The following is a 19,063-nucleotide window of genomic DNA, read 5'->3' on the forward strand; positions in this document are numbered from 1 at the left end:
CCTGACAAGATCTTGGCGCTGATGGGCCAGTTCCGCGCCGATCCGCGGACGGACAAGATCGACCTTGGCGTCGGGGTCTACAAGGACGCCGAAGGCCGGACCCCGGTGATGCGGGCGATCAAATCGGCCGAAAAGCAGCTTTGGGAAACGGAAACCAGCAAGACCTATACCGCGCTGGCGGGCGAGCCTGCCTTCCATGCCGCGATGGCGGAAATGGTGCTGGGCGCGGGCTATCCGGCAGAGCGTCTGTCCTGTCTGGCGACCGTGGGCGGCACCGGCGCTTGCCGTCAGGCGTTTGAGCTGGCGCGTCTGGCCAATCCGGGCTGCACTGTCTGGGTGTCGGACCCGACCTGGCCGAACCACCTGTCGATCCTCGCCTTCATGAAGCAGGACTATAAGCTTTATCGCTATTTCGACAGCGCCGCCCGTGCGGTGGCTTTCGACGCGATGATGGAAGACCTGGCACAGATCAAGGCGGGCGATGTCGTGCTGCTGCACGGCTGCTGCCACAACCCGACCGGGGCGAACCTGACGCTGGATCAATGGGCCGCCGTCGCGGACCTTCTGGAAGCCAAGGGCGCCGTGCCGATGATCGACCTCGCCTATCAGGGCTTTGGCGATGGTCTTGAGGAAGACGCCGCAGGCACCCGGCTGATCGCCTCGCGCCTGCCCGAGGTGATGATTGCCGCCTCCTGCTCGAAGAACTTCGGCATCTACCGCGAGCGCACCGGCTGCCTGCTGGTGCTGTCCGATGCGGCGTCCAAGGACGTGACGCAGGGCACGCTCGCCTATCTGAACCGGCAGAACTATTCCTTCTCGCCCGATCACGGCGCGCGGCTGGTGACGATGGTGCTGACCGACCCGACCCTGCGGGCGGAATGGATGACCGAGCTTGAAGAAGTCCGCAAAGGCATGCTGGGCCTGCGCGAGCAGCTGGCGGCGGAACTGCGGCAGCTGTCGAATTCGGACCGCTTCGATTTCGTCGCCCTCCATCGCGGCATGTTCTCGCGGCTGGGCGCCTCGCCCGAGCAGGTCGAAAAGATGCGCGTCGACAATGCGATCTACATGGTCGGCGATTCGCGGCTGAACATCGCCGGGCTGAATGCGAAGACCGTGCCGATCCTCGCCCGCGCGATCATCTCTGCCGGCGTGTGATTTCGCACAAAGACTGTGCAAGGGCGGCCCCCCGGGGTCGCCCTTTTGCTTGTCCTGTCACTTGATATCATAAGCACGCTTATAATATACCGGCTCATCTTCGAGGGATGGATGATGAGCGCGTGTGAAATTCCCCGCGAAAGCCTTGGCTTTCTGATGCAGGACGCGGCGCGGCTTTTGCGCCGGCGCTTCGAGATTCGGGCCTCCGAGCTAGGCCTGACCTCGGCGCAGTGGCGTCTGCTGGTCAATCTGATGCGGCACGGCCCGCTGCCGCAGGCGCGGCTGGCGGAGCTTTTGGAAATCGAGCCGATCTCGCTGTCGCGTCTGGTCGACCGGATGGCCGAGGCGGGCTGGGTGGAACGCCGCCCCGATCCGAATGACCGCCGCATCCGCATCGTTCATGCCACCGACCAGACCCGCGCCCAGATCGGCGCTGCCCGCCACATCGCCGACGGCATCTATGCCGAGGCCTTGGCGGGCCTGCCGCCCGACGCCTCCGACACGATGATGGCGATGCTGCGCCAGATCATCTGCAACCTTTCGCAACCGACCGAGACCGATCATGACCGCTGAGACGCAAGCCCAAAAGAAATCGCCGAAGAAACTGCTGATGGCCACGCTGCCGCTCGCGCTGGTGCTGGCGGGCGGCTGGGTCTGGCTGGATTCGGGTCGCTACGAATCGACCGAGAATGCCGCGGTGCAACAGGCGCGGATTTCCGTCGCCTCGGATATCTCGGGCCGGGTGACCGAGGTCTTCGTGCGCGACAACGACCGGGTGACGGCGGGCCAGCCACTCTTTCGCGTCGATCCCGAGCCTTACCGGATCGCGCTGGCCCAGGCCGACGCGGCGCTGGCCCAGGCGCGGCTGCAGGTCGCGCAGCTGCGCGCCGCCTATAATCTGGCGCGGGCGCAGGAACAGGTGGCGCAGGACACCGCCGATTATCTGGCGTCCGAGCTGAAGCGGCAGGAGGCGATCACCGGCCGCGGCGCTGGCACGGAATCGGCGCTGGATGCGGCCCGGCATGATGCGAGTTCGGCGCAGGAAAGTCTGGCCGCGGCCCGGCAGAGTGTCGCGGCGGCGCTCGCCGCGCTGGGGGGCGATCCGCAGGTGGCGACCGACGCCCATCCGATGGTGCTGGCGGCACTGACCGCGCGCGACAAGGCCGCCTACAATCTGGGCCTGACCGAGGTGAAAGCCCCCGCCGATGGCGTGATCTACAAGGCCGACAGCTTCAAGCCCGGTCAGTTCGTCGCCGCGGGCGCGGCGCTGTTTTCGCTGGTGGAAACCGGCGACACCTGGATCGAGGCGAATTTCAAGGAAACCCAGATCGGCAAGATGGCCCCGGGCCAAAGGGCCGAAGTCGAATTCGACACCTTCCCGGGCCAGGAGTTCGAGGCGGTGGTCGAAGCCGTCGGCGCGGGAACCGGGGCGGAATTTTCGTTGCTGCCGGCGCAGAACGCCACCGGCAACTGGGTCAAGGTCACCCAGCGCGTGCCGGTCACCCTGCGCCTGACCGCAACGGACGGGCTTCCCGCGCTGCGCACCGGGCTTTCGGTCGCGGTCACCGTCGACACCAAGGCGAAGACCAACCTTGACGCGCTGGTACTGCGGGCCGAGGGCCAGCCCGCGACGGTCGGGAACTGATCCATGCAGGGCCCCGTTCCGGTCAGGCATCACGGGCTGATCACGGCGTCCTTGATGCTGGCCACGATCATGCAGGTGCTGGACACAACCATCGCCAATGTCGCCCTGCCCTCGATGCGGGCCGACCTTGGCGCCTCGGCCGATACGATCAACTGGGTGCTGACCTCCTATATCGTCGCCTCGGCGATCGTCACGCCGTTGTCAGGCTGGATGTCCGAACGCTTCGGCCGCAAAGAGGTCTTCATCGCCTCGGTGGCCGGGTTCGTCGTGACCTCGATGCTTTGCGGTATCGCCTGGAGCCTTGAATCCATGGTGTTCTTCCGCATGGCGCAGGGCGTCTTCGGCGCCGCCATCGTGCCCTTGTCGCAAACCTTCCTGCTCGACATCAACCCGCGCGAAAAGCACGGTCAGGCGATGGCGATCTGGGGCGCGGGGATCATGGTCGGGCCGATCATCGGGCCGACCTTGGGCGGCTATCTGACCGAGACGCTGAACTGGCGCTGGGTGTTTTTCATCAACCTGCCCTTGGGCATCATCGCGCTGGCGGGGCTTGCCGCCTATCTGCCGCAGATGCCGCGGCGGGTCCGGCTGTTCGACTTCGTCGGCTTTGCCGCGCTGGGGCTGGGGGTCGGCGCGCTGCAGCTGATGCTCGACCGCGGCGGCGAGGTGGACTGGTTCAACTCGGTCGAGATCTGGATCGAGCTGGCGATCTCGCTTTGCGGCTTCTGGGTCTTCGTGATCTGGATCATGGGGGTGGAGCACCCGTTCCTGGACCCGAAGATGTTCGCCGACCGCAATTTCACCACCGGGCTGGTGCTGATCTTCATCGTCGGCATCGTGCTTCTGGCCTCGCTGGCGCTGTTGCCGCCGATGCTCTCGGCGCTCTTTGGCTATCCGGTGATCACCACGGGGATGGTGATGGCGCCGCGCGGCGTCGGCACGATGATCATGATGATCGCGGCGGGGAAACTTCTGCGCGTCATCGATGCCCGCAAGCTGGTGATCACCGGGCTTCTGTTCACCTCCTGGTCGCTTTACATCATGACGGGCTTCGGGCCGCAGATGAACGCGGTGCCGATCATCGTCTCGGGCTTCATTCAGGGGCTGGGGCTGGGGCTGGTCTTCGTGCCGCTCTCGACCGTGGCCTTTGCCACCATCGCGCCGCAGTTCCGCGGCGATGCGACGGCGCTGTTCAGTCTGGTGCGCAACATCGGCTCGTCGATCGGGATTTCCGTCGTCACCCTGCTTTTGACCCGCAACACCCAGATCAGCCACACAGAACTGGTCGCCAATATCTCGCTTTACGATCCGAATTTCAGCGGGATGATGAGCGGCGCCGGGGGGGCGATGGCTCAGTCGATGACCGCGCAATATGGCGAGGGCGCGTTCTGGGCGGTGGTGAACCAGATCGTCACCGCGCAGGCAGCGATGGTGGCCTATGTCGATGATTTCGAGGCGCTGATGTGGATCACGCTGGCGGCCCTGCCGCTGGCCCTGCTTTTGCGCCGCCCGGTCGCCGCGTCGCCCGGGGTCAGCGCGCCCCCCGCGGCCCATGCGGATTGAGATGGGAAAAGGCCCGGGGAAAACCCCGGGCCTTTCGATCTTGCGGACCTTTCTCTTACGAGTGGTAGGCGCTTTCGCCATGGGTGGTCAGGTCAAGGCCCTGACGCTCGTCATCGGTGGCCACACGCAGGCCGGTGACGGCCTTGACGATGTAGAGCAGCACAAGCGATCCGATGCCCGCCCAGGCGATGGTCACGACGACCGCCTTGATCTGGGTGATCACCTGCGACACGATCGAGAAATCGTCGCCGCCGGTGCCACCGAAGCCGGGCGCCATCAGCACGCCGGTCATCACCGCGCCGACGATCCCGCCGATGCCATGCACGCCGAAAACGTCAAGGCTGTCGTCGTATTTGAACATCGCCTTCACCTTGGTGACGAAGAAGTAGCACACCGGCGAGACGATCAGGCCAAGCAGGATCGCACCGACCGGACCCGAGGTGCCGCAGGCCGGGGTGATCGCCACCAGACCGGCGACCATGCCCGAGGCCGCGCCGAGCCCCGAGGCCTTGCCCCGCAGCAGCGCCTCGGTGGCCGACCAGCTGACGACGGCAGCGGCGGTGGCAACAAAGGTGTTGAGCATCGCCAGCGTCGCGCCCGAGGTGGCCTCAAGGTTGGACCCGGCGTTGAAGCCGAACCAGCCGACCCAAAGCATCATCGCGCCCACCATGGTCAGCGTCATCGAATGCGGGGCCATGTTCTCGCGGCCGAAGCCGACGCGCGGACCCAGAACGATCGCCGCCATCAGACCGGTGATCCCGGCGTTGATATGCACCACGGTACCGCCCGCAAAGTCGATGGCGCCCCAGTTGAAGATCAGACCCGAGGCATCCCAGACCATGTGGGCGATCGGGAAATAGACCACGGTGACCCAAAGCACGGTGAACAGGATCACCGCCGAGAATTTCATCCGCTCGGCGAAGGCACCGACATAAAGCGCGGGCGTGATCGCGGCGAAGGTCATCTGGAAGGCGATGAACACATATTCGGGGATCATCACGCCATCGGTGAAGGTGGCCGCCAGGCTGTCGCCGGTCACACCGGCCAGGAAGACCTTGCCCAGACCGCCCCAGAACGGGTTGGTGCCGCCGCCGAAGGTGAAGGAATAGCCCCAGAGCACCCAGATGATCATCACCACCGAGGTGATCATCGTGGTCTGCATCAGCACGGAAAGCATGTTCTTGCTGCGCACCAGACCGCCGTAGAACAGCGCAAGGCCCGGAATGATCATGAACAGCACGAGCAGCGTCGAGGTCATCATCCAGGCGACATCGCCCTTGTCGACGACCGGCGCCGCGGCTTCGGTGACGGCGGCAGCGGCTTGCGCCACCGGAGCGGCCGCGTCCTGCGCAAAGGCAGGCAGGGCCGCCACGGCCAGCGCCGTCGCAAGACCCGCATATTTGGTAAGCTTGTTCATTGTCCCTGTTTCCCCTGTGGTTCTTACAGCGCGTCGTCGCCAGCTTCGCCGGTGCGCACCCGCACGGCCTGATTGACGTCGAGCACGAAGATCTTGCCGTCGCCGATCTTGTCGGTCTTCGCCGCTTTCAGGATCGTCTCGACCACCTCGTCGGCCAGCGTGTCGGCCACGACGATTTCAAGCTTCACCTTCGGCACGAAATTCACCGCATATTCGGCGCCGCGATAAATTTCAGTATGCCCCGACTGCGCGCCGAAGCCCTTGATTTCCGTCACCATCATTCCGCGCACGCCGATCGCGGTCAGCGCTTCGCGGACCTCCTCGAGCTTGAACGGTTTGATCGCTGCAATGATGAGTTTCACGTTATGTCCCTTCCTATTGTCAGCCGCTCCGATGCCCGGTGCACCCTTATGAGCGTATCAAGCCGCGGGCGACGCGCTTCACACAAGGAAAGCTGCTTGCCCCCGCGACGGGCAAAACCGATTGCGGGCCGATAACGCACAAATTGTGCGCAGAGCCTTATATTTAAGCTTTCGAAAAACCGAATCGTGACGCGAGGCGTCTCCACATCCGGTTTCCGGCGGTGTAAGTTGCACGCCACAACAGGCACCGGGGCGGAAATGGCAGGAACAGGCGGGCGGCAAAGGCCGCTGGTGGCAGACAGGCGCTACACAGCACGGCAGGTGACGCAGTCCGGGGCGAAGACGCCGCCGTCCGGCCAGACGAAGACGCCGCGCAAGCCCCGCAGCCCGCGTCCGCCGCGGCGGGGCGGCGGGGGCGGCCTGTCCGGGCTGGTGCGGGGACTGTTCAGCTTCCTGTTCGCGGTGATCTGGGGCGCGGTCTGGCGCACGACCGCCGTGGTCGGCATCATCCTTGGCCTTGCGACATTCTATTTCTACAGCCAGCTGCCCGATTACACCGCGCTGCTGGACGGCCGCAACCGCGGCTCGGTCACGCTGATCGACAATGCCGGTCAGGTCTTCGCCTGGCGCGGCGAGACCTTCGGCGGCCAGACCACCGCGGAAAATGTCTCGCCCTTCCTGAAGAATGCGATCATCGCCACCGAGGACAAACGTTTCTATCGCCATTTCGGCGTCAGCCCGCGCGGCATCGCCTCGGCGATCGCGATCAACCTCTCCGAGGGCCGCGGCCCGCTGGAGGGCAACGGCGGCTCGACGATCACCCAGCAGGTGGCGAAGCTTCTGTGCCTGGGCGTTCCCTATGATCCGAAGCGCTGGAAGACCGAGGCCGACTACGAGACCGACTGCCGCTCGGGCGGGATCAAGCGCAAGATCAAGGAAATTCCCTATGCGCTGGCGATGGAGGCCAAGTATTCCAAGAACGAGATCCTGACGATCTATTTCAACCGCGCCTATCTGGGCGCGGGGGCGCGCGGTTTTGAGGCCGCGGCGCAGCGCTATTTCGGGATTTCGGCGACGAATGTGAACCCGCAGCAGGCGGCGATGCTGGCAGGGCTGCTCAAGGCGCCCTCGACCTATGCGCCGACGACCAACCTGAAACGCTCGCAGGAGCGCGCGGGGATGGTTCTGGCGCTGATGCATGAGCAGGGCTATCTGACCGATGCGCAGTGGCAGGACGCCCGCGCCCATCCGGCCACGCTGTCCGAGGCGGCGCAGGCCCGGGCGGGGGGGTATTTTGCCGATTGGGTGATGGACAGCATCCCCGATTATTTCGGCAAGAACGCCACCGCCGATGTGGTGATCCGCACGACGCTGGATCAGCGCATCCAGACCGCGGCGGAAGAGGCGCTGAAATCGATCTTCGACACCCGGGTGAAGGACGGGTCCACCGCCGAGGCGGCGATCGTGGTGATGTCCTCCGATGGCGCCGTGCGGGCGATGGTGGGCGGGCGCAAGACCAAGGTCTCGGGGGCGTTCAACCGCGCGACCCAGGCGAAGCGGCAGACCGGCTCGACCTTCAAGCCCTTCGTCTATGCGGCGGCGCTGGATCTGGGCTGGACGCCGGATTCGATCGTCGAGGATGCGCCGCTGACGATCAACGTGCGCGGCTCGGGGCCGTGGTCGCCGAAGAACTACGGCAAGGACTTTCTCGGGCCGATCCCGATCTGGCAGGCGCTGGCGAAATCGATCAACACCGCGACGGTGCGGGTCAGCCAGTCGGTCGGGCTGGATGCGGTGCGCAAGGTCGCATCGGATTTCGGCTTCGCCTCGGATCTGGCCGAGGGGCCGGCGGTGGCGCTTGGCGTGTCGGAATCGACGCTGATCGAGATGACCGGTGCCTATGCGGGGATCCTGAACGGCGGCTCCTCGGTGCGGCCCTACGGTCTGACCGACCTGCGGCTGAAGGGCGAGGACGAGCCGCTGTTCGGTGCCGAGACCGGCATCGGCGAGCGGGTGATTTCCGAAAAGGCCGCGCGCGAGCTGATCTGGATGATGCATCAGGGCGTCGAGCAGGGCACCGGGATGCGGGCGCGGCTGGACGGGCGGCAGGTGGCGGGCAAGACCGGCACCACCCAGGCCGCCCGCGATGCCTGGTTCATCGGCTTCACCGCCGATTATGTGGCGGGCGTCTGGATGGGCTATGACGACAACCGGCCGCTGACGGGCGTCACGGGCGGCGGTCTGCCCGCACAGATCTGGCGCGAGGTGATGGTCCGGGTCGAGGAAGGCCAGCCGGTGACGCCCCTGCCGATGGCCCTGCCCGAGGAATGGCGCGGCCAGCCCGATCCGAACAATGTCTATCCCGGTCAGGCCTGGTCCTCGGGCGATCCGATCCCCGAAGGCGGCGTGCCGGTGGTCGATGGCCAGCTTGTGACCTCGGGCCGGCCGGTGCCGCAGGCGCCCCAGCAGCCGCCCGCGCCCGCGCCCGCGCAGCAGGGGCCCGGCCAGCAGGGGCCGCAATCCTTCGGCGAGGCGATCGATTCGATGCTGCGTCAGCTTTACTGATCAAAAAACGCGGCCCCGGGGGAGCCGCGTTTTTCTTTTCCCGCTGCCGCCCGGCGGTTTACTGGGCGGTTTTCAGATCGGCGATCAGTTGGTCGAGATTGCCGCGCCGGGCGTCGAGCATCGCGCCGATCTCGGTGCGCTCGGCCGCCAGCATGTTGACGCCTTCGACGATCATGTTGAAGAACAGGTTCTTGCCCGACTTGTCCGAGACATGCCAGAGCACCTCGAAGGGGGCCTCGCCCGGCATGTAGGCGATCGACTTCACCTCGATGAAAGTCTTCACCTTGCGGGCGCCGACGACTTCGAAGCGGGTGGCGCTGAATTCGCGGAAGCGCTTGCCGTATTTGCGCGCGACATAGCCGCGGAAGGCGAGGGTAAAGGCCTGCATCTGCGCCGGGCTTGCCGTGCGCGACGCCGTGCCCAGAACCGAACGCGCGATCGTCGGCACGTCGGCATAGCGCATGTAGAGGTCTTCGAACATCGCGTAAAGCGCGGGACCGGTCCGGCCCGAGGCGATGGCTGTGTTCACATCGGTCACGGCCTTGTCGATCAGCGCCTTGGCCTGATCCTCGGTCAGCGCCAGAGCGGCCCCCGGGCGCAGCGCGACGGCCGCGAAAAGGGCCGCAGCCCCGCCCAGCAGCAGATGGCGGCGATCACTGCGCATAGGGGTCGTCATAGGGGTCCCAGGCCTGTGCATCGTCATTCTCCTTGCCTGCAAGCTGGTGGCGGCGCATCTGCAGATAGAGCAGCCGCGATTGCGCATAGCTGTCGGCACTGTCGTAAAGCACCGATTCGATCACGCCCCCGAAGCGTTTGCGGTCGGCGACCTTGCCCGCGACCCGGGTGGCAGCGGCGGCCGTGGCATCGGCGCCTTCCAGCACCTGCCCGACCGGATTCATCGCGATGTCAACGACCCGACCCACCGCATCCCGCGCGGTCGAGGGACCATAGACCGGCAGCTCCACATAGGCGCCCTCGCCCACGCCCCAGACCGCCAGCGTCTCGCCGAAATCGGTGTCCTGTTCGGGCAGGGCAAAGCTGGTGCCCGCCGGATCGAACAGCCCGGCCAGACCGATGGTCGAGTTGATCGCAAAGCGGAACGTGTTCTTCACCGCGGGCTCGGGACGGCCCTGCAGCAGCGCATTGACCACCTTGCCGGGCAGCGACAGGTTCGCGCCTGCACGCGACACCGCCCGGGTGAAGCCGTTGTCGATGCTGCGCGGCTGACCGGGCCGGGCCTTGAACAGCAGCGTATCAACGCCCTTGTTGAAGCCATGCACCTTGCGGTTGACCCCTTCCATCGGGTCGTTCACCCTGCCCGGCTCGGCCGTCTGCGGCCCTCCGGCGCAACCGGCAAGCGCAAGACCTGCGATCAGGACGAGGCCAAATCTCTGTTCCATCAACCCCTCTCGTCTTCTCGGTTGCGGCCGGGGCTCGTCTTCGGCGCGCTGCGTCAAGACAGGTGACATCCGTCTCGATTTCGGTAAAACCCCAAAAAGCAATAAGGAGACAGAGGCGCAGAAACAAGGCGCCCTGAACGATTTTATCACCTCGATGCGTTAACGTTTATGCGTTCAGACAGGATTTGGGCCGCAAACCCTTTCCCGCGACAAAGAGGGCGGAATGAAACGAGATGAACTGGCAGCCGGCAAGGCGGAATTGCGCGCCGCAAGATCGGCCAGCACACGTCTGTTCCTGAGCGTGGGCCTGTTTTCGGCTTTCGTGAACCTGCTGATGCTGACCGGGCCGATCTTCATGTTGCAGGTCTATGACCGCGTGCTGGGCGCGCGTTCGGTCGAGACGCTGACAGCGCTGTTCCTGCTGGTCGTCTTCCTGTTCACCGCGATGGGCCTGCTGGATCTGGCGCGCGCGCGGCTGATGGCGCGGGTGGGGGCACGGTTTCAGGCCGATCTCGAATCGCGCGTCTTCGAGGCGGCGCTGCGCCGCAACGGCATGGTGCCGAACGATCCGGTGGCGATGACCGGGCTGCGCGATCTTGATGCGGTCAACAAGCTGATGGCCTCGCCGGTGTTTCTGGCGCTGTTCGACATTCCCTGGGTGCCGGTCTTCCTGTCCGCGATCTTCCTCTTCCACCCCTATCTCGGGTTCCTGTCGATCGCGGGCGGGGCGCTTCTGATCGGGGTGACGCTGCTCAACCAGTCGATGACGGCGAAGCCGCTGCAGACCGCGACCGGGGCGCAGATCGCCTCGGACCGGCTGGCCGACCAGCTGCGCGACGAGGCGGAGCTGGTGCAGGCGCTCGGCATGCGCGGGGCCTCGTTCCTGCGCTGGCGCAAATCGCGCGAGCGGGCGGTCGAGGCGATGCTGAGCGCCACCGATCTGGGCGGCAGCTTTTCCACCTTCACCAAGACCTTCCGCGCCTTCCTGCAATCGGCGATCCTGGCCATGGGCGCCTATGTCGTGCTGCGGGGCGAGATGACCGCGGGCGCGATGGTGGCGGGCTCGATCCTGATGGGGCGGGCGCTCGCGCCGGTCGAACAGGCGGTGGGCGGCTGGGCGCTGGTCGCCCGCGCCAGCGAGGGCTGGGGGCGGCTGTCGCTGCTGCTCTCCGCGATCCCGCGCGAGACGCCGCGCACCCCGCTGCCGCGCCCGCGCGCGCTGATCGAGGCGCAGGCGCTGACCGTGGTGCCGCCGGGCGCGCAAAGCGCCACCCTGCGCGCGGTGTCCTTTCGCGTCGAGCCCGGACAGGCGCTCGGCATCATCGGCCCCTCGGGGGCGGGAAAATCGACGCTGGCGCGGGCGATCTGCGGCGTCTGGCGCCCGGCGAACGGGGCGATCCGGCTGGATGGGGCGGCGCTGGATCACTACGACCCCGACGTGCTGGGCGGGCTGATCGGCTATCTGCCGCAGCGGGTGACGCTGTTCGACGGCACGATCGCGGAAAATATCGCCCGGCTGTCGCCGACGCCCGACCCCGAGATGATCGTCGATGCCGCGCGGCGGGCGGCGGCGCATCAGCTCATCCTCGATCTGCCCGAGGGCTATGACACAAGGGTGTCGCAGGCGGGCGGGCGGCTGTCGGGCGGGCAGATCCAGCGCGTCGGCCTTGCCCGGGCGCTTTACGGCAACCCGGTGCTGCTGGTGCTGGATGAACCGAATGCCAATCTCGACAACGAGGGGTCGATGGCGCTCAACACGGCGGTGCGGGGGATGAAGGCGGCGGGCGGCGCGGTGCTGATCATGGCGCACCGGCCCGCGGCGATTGCCGAATGCGACACGCTTCTGGTGCTTGACGCGGGGATGCGGCGGGCTTTCGGCCCGCGCGAGGAGGTGTTGAAAGCGATGGTGCAGAATGCGGCCGATCTGAGCCGCGGCGCCGGACCGGGAGGCGTGGCATGACCCGCAAGCCAAATTCCGAGGCCGAGACTTCCGAGGCGGCGGCGGCGCTGCGCCGGGCGATCCCGAGCCGCAAGCCCCCCGCCCCCGCCGGGGCGACCGCACCGCAGCTGGCGCAGACCGGCCTTCCCGCCCCGCCCCGACGGAGCGAACCGGCAGCCACCCCCCCGGCCGAGGCGCGGATCTCGCCCCGGGGCGCGCTGCTGATCGGCTATGTGACGCTGGCGGTTCTGGTCGGCGGCTTCGGGCTCTGGTCGGTGGTGTCCTCGATCGCCGGGGCGGTCATCGCCTCGGGGCAGATCGAGGTCGATCAGCACCGGCAGGTGGTGCAGCATCCCGATGGCGGCGTGGTCGCCGAAATCCATGTGCACGAGGGCGATAGCGTCAGCGCCGGGCAGCTGTTGATCCGGCTTGACGGCGATCTGGTGCGGTCGGAACGCGCCATCGTCGAGGGGCAGTTCTTCGAGCTGCTGGCCCGGCGCGGGCGGCTGGAGGCGGAACGGGCGGATGCGCCCGAGATCCGGTTCCATCCCGAACTGCTCGAGGCGGCCCGGACCCGTCCCGATGTGGCCGAGCTGGTCGAGGGGCAGCGGCGGCTGTTCGAGGCGCGGGCGCAAACCCTGCGCAAGGCGCTTGATCAGGTGACCAAGCGCGCCGAGCAGACCCAGGCGCAGATCGGCGGCATCGAGGCGCAGCGCAGTGCCACCGAGGAGCAGGAGGCACTGATCGCGCGGGAACTGGCCGATCAGCAGCAATTGCTGGACAAGGGGCTGGCGCAGGCCAGCCGGGTGCTGGCGCTGCAGCGCGAGGCGGCCAGTCTGGCCGGCGAAGTCGGCGCGCTGGTGGCGCAAAAGGCCCAGGCCGAGGGCAAGGTGACCGAACTGGATCTGGAGGCGCTGCGTCTGACCTCGCAGCGGCGCGAGGATGCCGAAACCGAGCTGCGCGACATCGGCTATCGCGAACTTGAACTGGCGGAACGGCGCCGGTCGCTGACCGAACAGATCGAGCGGCTGGACATGCGCGCGCCGGTGGGCGGGATCGTCTATGCGATGACGGTGACGACGCCGCGCGCGGTGATCCGGGCCGCGGAGCCCGTGCTTTACATCGTGCCGCAGGACCGGCCGCTGCTGGTGGCGGCGCAGATCTCGCCGATCAACATCGACGAGGTGCGAATCGGTCAGCCGGTGGCGCTGCGCTTCCCCGCCTTTGCCAGCCGCACGACGCCCGAGCTGTTCGGCCAGGTGACGCAGATTTCGGCCGATGCGCTGGTCGACGAAGCCTCGCGCATGTCCTATTTCCGCGCCGAGGTGATGCTGGACCCGGGCGAGGCGGAAAAGCTGGGCGCGTTGCAGCTGCTGCCCGGCATGCCCGCCGAGGTCTATATCCGCACCGGGGACCGCAGCCCGCTGGCCTATCTGACCAAGCCCTTCACCGATTACTTCACCCGCGCCTTCCGCGAGGACTGATCAGAGCCGGTCCAGCAGCGCAGGCGTCGGCCAGGCATCGGCGGGCAGGCCCAGTCGGCCCTGTTCGATCTGCACGGCTTCGCGGGTCTTTTCGCCCAGAATGCCGTCGATCGGCCCGACATCATGGCCGCGCACCTGCAGCTGCTGTTGCAGCGCCTTCATCTGCGCGGGGGCCAGACCGGGTTCGGCCGCGCGCGGATCGACCCGGGGGGCGCCCTCCAGCCGCGTCGCGAAATAGGCGGCGGTGGTGACATAGACGAAGCTCTTGTTCCACTCAAACAGCACGCGGAAATTCGGATAGGCGATGAAGGCCGGGCCCTTGCGCCCCATCGGCAAGAGCACCGACCCCTGCGGCCCCGCAAACCGACCCGAGCGCGGCACCACCCCCATCCGCGCCCAATCGGCGGTGGACAGGCTGCGGTCAAGCCCGGTCTGTGCCCAGTCCATGTCCGCAGGCACGATGATTTCCTGCAACCACGGCTCGCCCGGACGCCAGCCCATCGAGGCGATCATCTTCGCCCCCGACATCAGCGCATCGGCGCTGGAGCCCTTGAGGTTCACATGCCCGTCGCCATCGCCGTCGACGCCGTTGCGCAGGATGTCGGCGGGCAGCATCTGCACCTGCCCGATCTCGCCCGCCCAGGCGCCACGGCTGCGCTCCGGGTCGAAATCGCCGCGCGCGTAAAGCTCGGCCGCGGCCAGAACCTGCGGCCGGAACAGATCCGGGCGGCGGCAATCATGCGCCAGTGTCACCAGCGCGTCGCGGGTGTTGAAATCGCCCTGCACTTTGCCGAAATCGGTCTCCAGCGCCCAGAACGCCAAAAGCACCCCGCGCGAGACGCCGTATTGCCGTTCCGCCGCATCGAAGATGCCCGCATATTTCTGCGCCATCGCCGCGCCTATCTGCAGCCGGTTCTTCGAAATCACCGAGGCCTGAAAATCAAGGAAGCTTTTCCGGAACACGCCCTGCGCCCGGTCGGCTTTCAGCACCCGTTCCTCCTGCCGCACACCCGCGAAAAACGAATCAGCCGTCGCGGCGGACAGGCCATTGCGCTGCATCTCGGCCTTCAGCCCCGCGACGAAGCCGGAAAAATTTCCGCCGCATTCGGCATGGGCGGCAAGAGGCAGGCAGAGGCTGAACAGCAACGGCGCAAGGGGGGATCGCATCGGTTTCTCCGGAAAGGATCTTTCCGCAGGGTAATCGGCGCCGGGCCGCGGGGCAACCGGGCGTTGCGTTTACGGAACGTCAGCGCGGCGTCATCAGGTATTCACTTGATTTTTACGTCTCACATCACACACTTGGCACATGGGTTGCCCGGGGAGGGGTGACCCGCTGGAGGGTAAGATGGAGTTCTTGTCGAAGGAAATTCTGGCCGGCCTGCGCGAGGCGACCCGGCGCGACAGCAAACGCCCGGCGCGGCTGAGCGTGCATGCCGGGGGTCGTGTCTGGCCGATCCTGAAACGCTGGTCGGGCGGCTTTTCGCTGGATGCGGCGCAGGTCACCAATCTGCGCGGCCATGTCCAGATCTTCGACGGCGAACGCCCCATTGCCACCGCCCTGATCGTCGCCGCCGAGGTCGATGGCTTCGAGCTGATCTGTTCGACCAAGCGCGAAACCCCGGTGCGCCATGGCCCCGCGCTCGATTTCGAACGTGAAGACCGCACGCCGCCGCTGGGCTTCATGCCCCCGGCGTAAAGTTACAGCCGCGCGGGCAGCGCCAGACCTTTGAGAATTTCCGCGGAGGGCATCGGTTTCTTGCCCTCCCTTTGCGCTTCCAGCACCCGAAGCGCCCCCGTGCCGCAGGCAATGTCGAAGCCCTGCAGCACCGTTCCCGGTTCCCCGGCCCCGGCGACCAGATCGGCGCGCAGCAGTTTCACCCGCTCGCCCGCCACCTCGCACCAGGCCCCCGGAAAGGGCGACAACCCGTTCACCAGCCGCACCAGCTCCGCCGCCGGACGGGTCCAGTCGATCTTCGCCTCGGCCTTGTCGATCTTGGCGGCATAGGTCACGCCCGCTTCGGGCTGCGCCTCGGGGGTCAGGCTGTCGAGCCGGTCGAGCGTTTCGCAGATCATCCGCGCGCCCATCCCGCTCAGCCGGTCATGCAATTCGCCGGTCGTCTCGGTCGCGCCGATCGCCAGCTTTTCGCGCAACAGCACCGGGCCGGTATCCAGCCCCGCCTCCATCTGCATGATGCAGATCCCGGTTTCCGCATCGCCCGACAGGATCGCCCGGTGAATCGGCGCCGCCCCCCGCCAGCGCGGCAACAGCGAGGCGTGAATGTTCAGGCACCCGCGTTTCGGCGCATCCAGAATCGCCTGCGGCAGGATCAGCCCATAGGCGACGACAACGGCGATATCGGCGTTCAGATCGGCAAAGGCTTCGCGATCCTCGGGGGCCTTGAAATTCAGCGGATGGCGGACCGGCAGACCCAGGGCCTCGGCGCGGGCCTGCACGGGCGAGGGCCGCAGCGCCTTTCCACGCCCGGCGGGCCGGGGCGGCTGGCTGTAGACAGCGACAACCTCGTGCCGGGCGGCCAGCGCCTCCAGCACCGGCACCGAAAATTCGGGCGTTCCCATGAAGATGACGCGCATCAGGCTTTCTTCGCGAATTTGGCCGATTTCGCCACCAGCATCTTGCGCTTCAACATGCTGAGGTGATCGACATAGGTCTTGCCGTTCAGATGGTCGATCTGGTGCTGCACCGAGGTCGCCCAAAGGTGCACGAAATCGCGCTCTTCGACCGCGCCCGCCGCATTCAGGAACCGCACCGTCACCGCACGCGGCCGCGAGATCGTCGCCCAGACGCCGGGCAGGTTCGGGCTGGCCTCGTCATGGTCCCGCATCTGGCCCGAGGCATGCAGCACCTCGGGATTGGCCATCAGGATCGCCTGCCCCCGCGCTTCGGAAGCATCGACGACGGCAAGCCGCAGCATCACGCCGATCTGCGGCGCCGCCAGCCCAACGCCCTGCCCGGGCATCGCCTCCATCGTGTCGACCATATCGGCCCAGATCGTGCGGATCTCGTCGGTGATTTCGGTCACCGGCTCCGCGGCGGTATGCAACCGCTTGTCGTCAAAGCGGATGAAGGGACGGACGGCCACTTAGCCCCGCCCCTCGCGCGCCCATTCCCGCTTCAGCTTTTCCAGCTTGCGGGTGACCATCTGCCGCTTCAGCGGACCCAGATGATCAATGAAAAGCTTGCCGTTCAGGTGGTCGAGTTCATGCTGCGCGCAGGTCGCCCAAAGGCCGTCGAACTGTTCCTCGTGCATCTGGCCGTCAAGGCCAAGCCAGCGCATCCGCACCTCTTTCGGGCGGGTCACATCGGCATATTGCTCGGGCAGCGAGAGGCAGCCTTCCTCGTGCACGTTCTTTTCTTCGGAGACCCAGGTGATTTCCGGGTTGATCAGCACCATGGCCTCGGGGAAGCCGGTCTTTTCCTTCGCGCAATCCATCACGAAGATGCGCGACATGACGCCGATCTGCGGCGCGGCCAGGCCAACACCGGGGGCGTCATACATGGTTTCCAGCATGTCATCGGCCAGTTGGCGAATCGTGTCGTCCAGCGCTGCGACGGGGTCGCAAAGCTTCTTGAGCCGGGGATCGGGATGGATCAGGATGGGGCGCGTTGTCATGCGCATTTTTTATTGGATGCGGGCCGGTCGTGCAATGGCGACCTTTGCGCGCAGGGTCGTTCTGCAAAATGGCAAAATTTCAGGACAACGTTCCAATTATTTCATCTTCACTGGAACATTGGACCGGAATATCACTCTCATCCAGAACGACACCCCGAGACGCCACGACCAGGAGCCTGCCATGACCGCCCTTCCCGACTTCGACGAAGTCATCGACCGCATCGGCACCCATTCGGTGAAATGGGACTGCATGGAGAGCCTTTATGGCGTTTCCCCGCAGGAGGGAATCGCGATGTGGGTGGCGGATATGGACTTCCGCCCGCCGCAGGCGGTGCAAGACGCGCTGCAAGGGCTGCTGAACCAGGGCGTCTATGGCTACTGGGGCGACGAAAGCGCCTATCAGGCCGCGATTCAGTGGTGGATGGCCAATCGGCACGGCTGGAAGATCCAGCCCGAGTGGATTTTCACCACGCATGGGCTGGTGAACGGCACGGCGCTGTGCCTGCAGGCCTTCACCGAACCGGGCGATGGCGTCGTTCTGATGACGCCGGTCTATCATGCCTTCGCCCGGGTCATCCGCGCCGCGGGGCGCAAGGTGGTCGAATGCCCGCTGAAGATGGTCGGGGGCCGCTATGAAATGGATTTCGACGCCTGGGAGGCGCGGATGGACGGGACGGCGAAGATGCTGATCCTGTGCTCGCCGCACAATCCGGGCGGGCGGGTCTGGACCGAGGCCGAGCTGAAGGCAACGGCCGATTTTGCGCGGCGCCACAACCTGATCCTTGTCTCGGACGAAATCCACCATGATCTGGTGATGCCCGGGCACCGTCATAGCCCGATGGCCGTCGCCGCGCCCGATCAGCCGGTGGTGATGATGACGGCGACGACCAAGACCTTCAACATCGCGGGCGGCCATTCCGGCAATGTGATCATCGCCGATCCGGCGCTGAGGGGGCGGTTTGCCGCGACGATGGCGGCGCTGGGGATTTCGGCAAACAGCTTCGGCATCGCCATGGCCACCGCCGCCTATTCCCCCGAAGGCGCGGCTTGGGTCGATGCGCTGAACCGCTATCTGGATGGCAACCGGCAGGCCTTCGACGCGATCGTGAACACGATCCCGGGTGTCAGATCGATGCCGCTCGAGGCCACCTATCTGGCCTGGGTCGATTTCTCGGGAACCGGCATGGACACGACCGAATTCATCGCGCGGGTAGAAAAAACCGCGAAGATCGCCGCCAATCACGGCGCCACCTTCGGCCTTGGCGGCAACGGCTTCCTGCGCTTCAACCTGGCCACGCCACGGGCGCGGGTGATCGAGGCGGCCACCCGGCTGCAACAGGCCTTCGCCGATCTGCAATAACCGCGACCGCATGCCTGACGGGGGGGCCTTTCCAACCCTCCCGCCTGCCCCCATATTCGGCAGGCGCGAACGGGAGGCCCCCATGCCCATCCTCACTTTCCTGATCATCGGCACTGCCGCCGGCTATCTGGCGACGCGGCTGATGAAGGTGAACACCGACATTCCGACGACCATCGCCCTTGGCATCTTCGGCGCGCTGATCGGCGGCCTTGTTCTGCGCCTGCTGAGTTCGATCATGGGGCTGATGGCGGGCTTCGTCGGCGCCGTCCTCGGTGCCATGGCGCTGATCTGGGCCTGGCAGCGCTGGGGCCGCCGCTAGATGTGGGGCCCCTTCCTCGGCTTTGCGGGCACCGCCTCCTTGCGGCTGATCTGGGCGGCGCTCGCCCTCGGCATCTGGCTGATGAGCCGCCCGGGCGGCTGGGCCGTCGTCGTCGTCGCGATCCTTGTCGGGCTGAAACTGGTTCCCGAGCCATGACCCCTTTCGCCACCCGCGACCTGCCCCCATATTGAGGGCAGTTTCACACGGGAGGTTCCTTTGGAC

At 66.4% G+C, this 19,063-nt stretch carries 19 protein-coding genes (1 of these 19 cut by a window edge); 11 read left to right on the top strand and 8 right to left on the bottom strand.

The window, feature by feature from the left end:
- The 4 genes from AC4PTB_RS16590 to AC4PTB_RS16605 all read left to right on the top strand — a co-directional run.
- On the top strand, positions 1-1,155 hold the 3' portion of the coding sequence (locus AC4PTB_RS16590; protein WP_492190957.1) for an amino acid aminotransferase. 27 nt of this gene lie to the left of the window's left edge; the window shows 1,155 of its 1,182 coding nt (coding positions 28-1,182); its start codon lies beyond the left edge, outside the window; its stop codon occupies positions 1,153-1,155.
- A gap of 111 nt (positions 1,156-1,266) precedes the next feature.
- On the top strand, positions 1,267-1,728 hold the full coding sequence (locus AC4PTB_RS16595) for a MarR family winged helix-turn-helix transcriptional regulator (protein ID WP_492190958.1): 462 nt from the start codon (positions 1,267-1,269) through the stop codon (positions 1,726-1,728).
- Positions 1,718-2,800: an HlyD family secretion protein gene (locus AC4PTB_RS16600; RefSeq protein WP_492190959.1), complete on the top strand. Its 1,083-nt coding sequence runs from the start codon at positions 1,718-1,720 to the stop codon at positions 2,798-2,800. The genes AC4PTB_RS16595 and AC4PTB_RS16600 overlap by 11 nt, the downstream gene beginning before the upstream one ends.
- Before the next feature lie 3 nt (positions 2,801-2,803).
- Positions 2,804-4,363, top strand: coding sequence for a DHA2 family efflux MFS transporter permease subunit (locus AC4PTB_RS16605; protein WP_492190960.1), 1,560 nt, complete (start codon positions 2,804-2,806; stop codon positions 4,361-4,363).
- A gap of 55 nt (positions 4,364-4,418) precedes the next feature.
- Here AC4PTB_RS16605 and AC4PTB_RS16610 read toward each other — a convergent pair whose 3' ends face one another.
- Together AC4PTB_RS16610 and AC4PTB_RS16615 are read right to left on the bottom strand one after the other, a co-directional pair.
- Positions 4,419-5,780, bottom strand: a complete 1,362-nt coding sequence (locus AC4PTB_RS16610) for an ammonium transporter (RefSeq protein WP_492190961.1) — start codon at positions 5,778-5,780, stop codon at positions 4,419-4,421.
- Positions 5,781-5,803: 23 nt separating this feature from the next.
- The gene (locus AC4PTB_RS16615; protein WP_492190962.1) at positions 5,804-6,142 is read right to left on the bottom strand and encodes a P-II family nitrogen regulator; all 339 of its coding nucleotides are present in this window, start codon (positions 6,140-6,142) and stop codon (positions 5,804-5,806) included.
- A gap of 258 nt (positions 6,143-6,400) precedes the next feature.
- On the opposite strand from AC4PTB_RS16615, the gene AC4PTB_RS16620 reads away from it, so the two are divergent.
- Complete coding sequence (locus tag AC4PTB_RS16620) at positions 6,401-8,707, top strand: transglycosylase domain-containing protein (protein WP_492190963.1); 2,307 nt, start codon at positions 6,401-6,403, stop codon at positions 8,705-8,707.
- Between the two features lie 58 nt (positions 8,708-8,765).
- On the opposite strand, the gene AC4PTB_RS16625 is transcribed toward AC4PTB_RS16620, so the two are convergent.
- On the bottom strand, positions 8,766-9,371 hold the full coding sequence (locus AC4PTB_RS16625; protein WP_492190964.1) for an MlaC/ttg2D family ABC transporter substrate-binding protein: 606 nt from the start codon (positions 9,369-9,371) through the stop codon (positions 8,766-8,768).
- Complete coding sequence (locus AC4PTB_RS16630; protein ID WP_492190965.1) at positions 9,361-10,107, bottom strand: MlaA family lipoprotein; 747 nt, start codon at positions 10,105-10,107, stop codon at positions 9,361-9,363. Before AC4PTB_RS16630 ends, AC4PTB_RS16625 begins: the two co-directional genes overlap by 11 nt.
- 223 nt (positions 10,108-10,330) lie before the next feature.
- Between AC4PTB_RS16630 and AC4PTB_RS16635 the strand changes: the two genes are divergently transcribed.
- Together AC4PTB_RS16635 and AC4PTB_RS16640 are read left to right on the top strand one after the other, a co-directional pair.
- On the top strand, positions 10,331-12,067 hold the full coding sequence (locus AC4PTB_RS16635; RefSeq protein WP_492190966.1) for a type I secretion system permease/ATPase: 1,737 nt from the start codon (positions 10,331-10,333) through the stop codon (positions 12,065-12,067).
- The gene (locus tag AC4PTB_RS16640) at positions 12,064-13,530 is read left to right on the top strand and encodes an HlyD family type I secretion periplasmic adaptor subunit (RefSeq protein ID WP_492190967.1); all 1,467 of its coding nucleotides are present in this window, start codon (positions 12,064-12,066) and stop codon (positions 13,528-13,530) included. Before AC4PTB_RS16635 ends, AC4PTB_RS16640 begins: the two co-directional genes overlap by 4 nt.
- Here the strand turns inward: AC4PTB_RS16640 and AC4PTB_RS16645 are convergent, their stop codons facing one another.
- Positions 13,531-14,697, bottom strand: a complete 1,167-nt coding sequence (locus tag AC4PTB_RS16645) for a lytic murein transglycosylase (RefSeq protein ID WP_492190968.1) — start codon at positions 14,695-14,697, stop codon at positions 13,531-13,533.
- Between the two features lie 178 nt (positions 14,698-14,875).
- Here AC4PTB_RS16645 and AC4PTB_RS16650 point away from each other — a divergent pair, with 178 nt between their 5' ends.
- Positions 14,876-15,226, top strand: coding sequence for a hypothetical protein (locus tag AC4PTB_RS16650; protein ID WP_492190969.1), 351 nt, complete (start codon positions 14,876-14,878; stop codon positions 15,224-15,226).
- A gap of 2 nt (positions 15,227-15,228) precedes the next feature.
- On the opposite strand, the gene fmt is transcribed toward AC4PTB_RS16650, so the two are convergent.
- Genes fmt through def (AC4PTB_RS16665) form a run of 3 tightly spaced genes read right to left on the bottom strand, consistent with a single transcriptional unit; the run spans position 15,229 to position 17,162 of the window.
- On the bottom strand, positions 15,229-16,122 hold the full coding sequence (gene fmt / locus AC4PTB_RS16655; protein ID WP_492190970.1) for a methionyl-tRNA formyltransferase: 894 nt from the start codon (positions 16,120-16,122) through the stop codon (positions 15,229-15,231).
- The gene (gene def / locus AC4PTB_RS16660) at positions 16,122-16,631 is read right to left on the bottom strand and encodes a peptide deformylase (protein WP_492190971.1); all 510 of its coding nucleotides are present in this window, start codon (positions 16,629-16,631) and stop codon (positions 16,122-16,124) included. The genes fmt and def (AC4PTB_RS16660) overlap by 1 nt, the downstream gene beginning before the upstream one ends.
- Complete coding sequence (gene def / locus AC4PTB_RS16665; protein WP_492190972.1) at positions 16,632-17,162, bottom strand: peptide deformylase; 531 nt, start codon at positions 17,160-17,162, stop codon at positions 16,632-16,634.
- Positions 17,163-17,343: 181 nt separating this feature from the next.
- Between def (AC4PTB_RS16665) and AC4PTB_RS16670 the strand changes: the two genes are divergently transcribed.
- From AC4PTB_RS16670 to AC4PTB_RS16680, 3 genes are all read left to right on the top strand, one after another.
- Positions 17,344-18,522 (top strand): MalY/PatB family protein, encoded by a 1,179-nt coding sequence (locus AC4PTB_RS16670; protein WP_492190973.1) that lies wholly within the window; start codon positions 17,344-17,346, stop codon positions 18,520-18,522.
- 82 nt (positions 18,523-18,604) lie between these two features.
- Positions 18,605-18,841, top strand: a complete 237-nt coding sequence (locus tag AC4PTB_RS16675; RefSeq protein WP_492190974.1) for a GlsB/YeaQ/YmgE family stress response membrane protein — start codon at positions 18,605-18,607, stop codon at positions 18,839-18,841.
- The gene (locus AC4PTB_RS16680; protein WP_492190975.1) at positions 18,842-18,997 is read left to right on the top strand and encodes a hypothetical protein; all 156 of its coding nucleotides are present in this window, start codon (positions 18,842-18,844) and stop codon (positions 18,995-18,997) included. It abuts the gene before it with no gap.
- Positions 18,998-19,063: the final 66 nt, after the last annotated feature.

Source organism: Rhodobacter sp. 4.3.4, assembly GCF_058724655.1.

What these genes read in the sequence shown, in the direction of transcription:
- AC4PTB_RS16595 (WP_492190958.1), top strand. Translation starts at nt 1,267, where the DNA reads ATGATGAGCGCGTGTGAAATTCCCCGCGAAAGCCTTGGCTTTCTGATG.
- AC4PTB_RS16600 (WP_492190959.1), top strand. Translation starts at nt 1,718, where the DNA reads ATGACCGCTGAGACGCAAGCCCAAAAGAAATCGCCGAAGAAACTGCTG.
- AC4PTB_RS16605 (WP_492190960.1), top strand. Translation starts at nt 2,804, where the DNA reads ATGCAGGGCCCCGTTCCGGTCAGGCATCACGGGCTGATCACGGCGTCC.
- AC4PTB_RS16610 (WP_492190961.1), bottom strand. Translation starts at nt 5,780, where the DNA reads ATGAACAAGCTTACCAAATATGCGGGTCTTGCGACGGCGCTGGCCGTG.
- AC4PTB_RS16620 (WP_492190963.1), top strand. Translation starts at nt 6,401, where the DNA reads ATGGCAGGAACAGGCGGGCGGCAAAGGCCGCTGGTGGCAGACAGGCGC.
- AC4PTB_RS16625 (WP_492190964.1), bottom strand. Translation starts at nt 9,371, where the DNA reads ATGCGCAGTGATCGCCGCCATCTGCTGCTGGGCGGGGCTGCGGCCCTT.
- AC4PTB_RS16630 (WP_492190965.1), bottom strand. Translation starts at nt 10,107, where the DNA reads ATGGAACAGAGATTTGGCCTCGTCCTGATCGCAGGTCTTGCGCTTGCC.
- AC4PTB_RS16635 (WP_492190966.1), top strand. Translation starts at nt 10,331, where the DNA reads ATGAAACGAGATGAACTGGCAGCCGGCAAGGCGGAATTGCGCGCCGCA.
- AC4PTB_RS16640 (WP_492190967.1), top strand. Translation starts at nt 12,064, where the DNA reads ATGACCCGCAAGCCAAATTCCGAGGCCGAGACTTCCGAGGCGGCGGCG.
- AC4PTB_RS16645 (WP_492190968.1), bottom strand. Translation starts at nt 14,697, where the DNA reads ATGCGATCCCCCCTTGCGCCGTTGCTGTTCAGCCTCTGCCTGCCTCTT.
- AC4PTB_RS16650 (WP_492190969.1), top strand. Translation starts at nt 14,876, where the DNA reads ATGGAGTTCTTGTCGAAGGAAATTCTGGCCGGCCTGCGCGAGGCGACC.
- fmt (WP_492190970.1), bottom strand. Translation starts at nt 16,122, where the DNA reads ATGCGCGTCATCTTCATGGGAACGCCCGAATTTTCGGTGCCGGTGCTG.
- def (WP_492190972.1), bottom strand. Translation starts at nt 17,162, where the DNA reads ATGACAACGCGCCCCATCCTGATCCATCCCGATCCCCGGCTCAAGAAG.
- AC4PTB_RS16670 (WP_492190973.1), top strand. Translation starts at nt 17,344, where the DNA reads ATGACCGCCCTTCCCGACTTCGACGAAGTCATCGACCGCATCGGCACC.
- AC4PTB_RS16675 (WP_492190974.1), top strand. Translation starts at nt 18,605, where the DNA reads ATGCCCATCCTCACTTTCCTGATCATCGGCACTGCCGCCGGCTATCTG.
- AC4PTB_RS16680 (WP_492190975.1), top strand. Translation starts at nt 18,842, where the DNA reads ATGTGGGGCCCCTTCCTCGGCTTTGCGGGCACCGCCTCCTTGCGGCTG.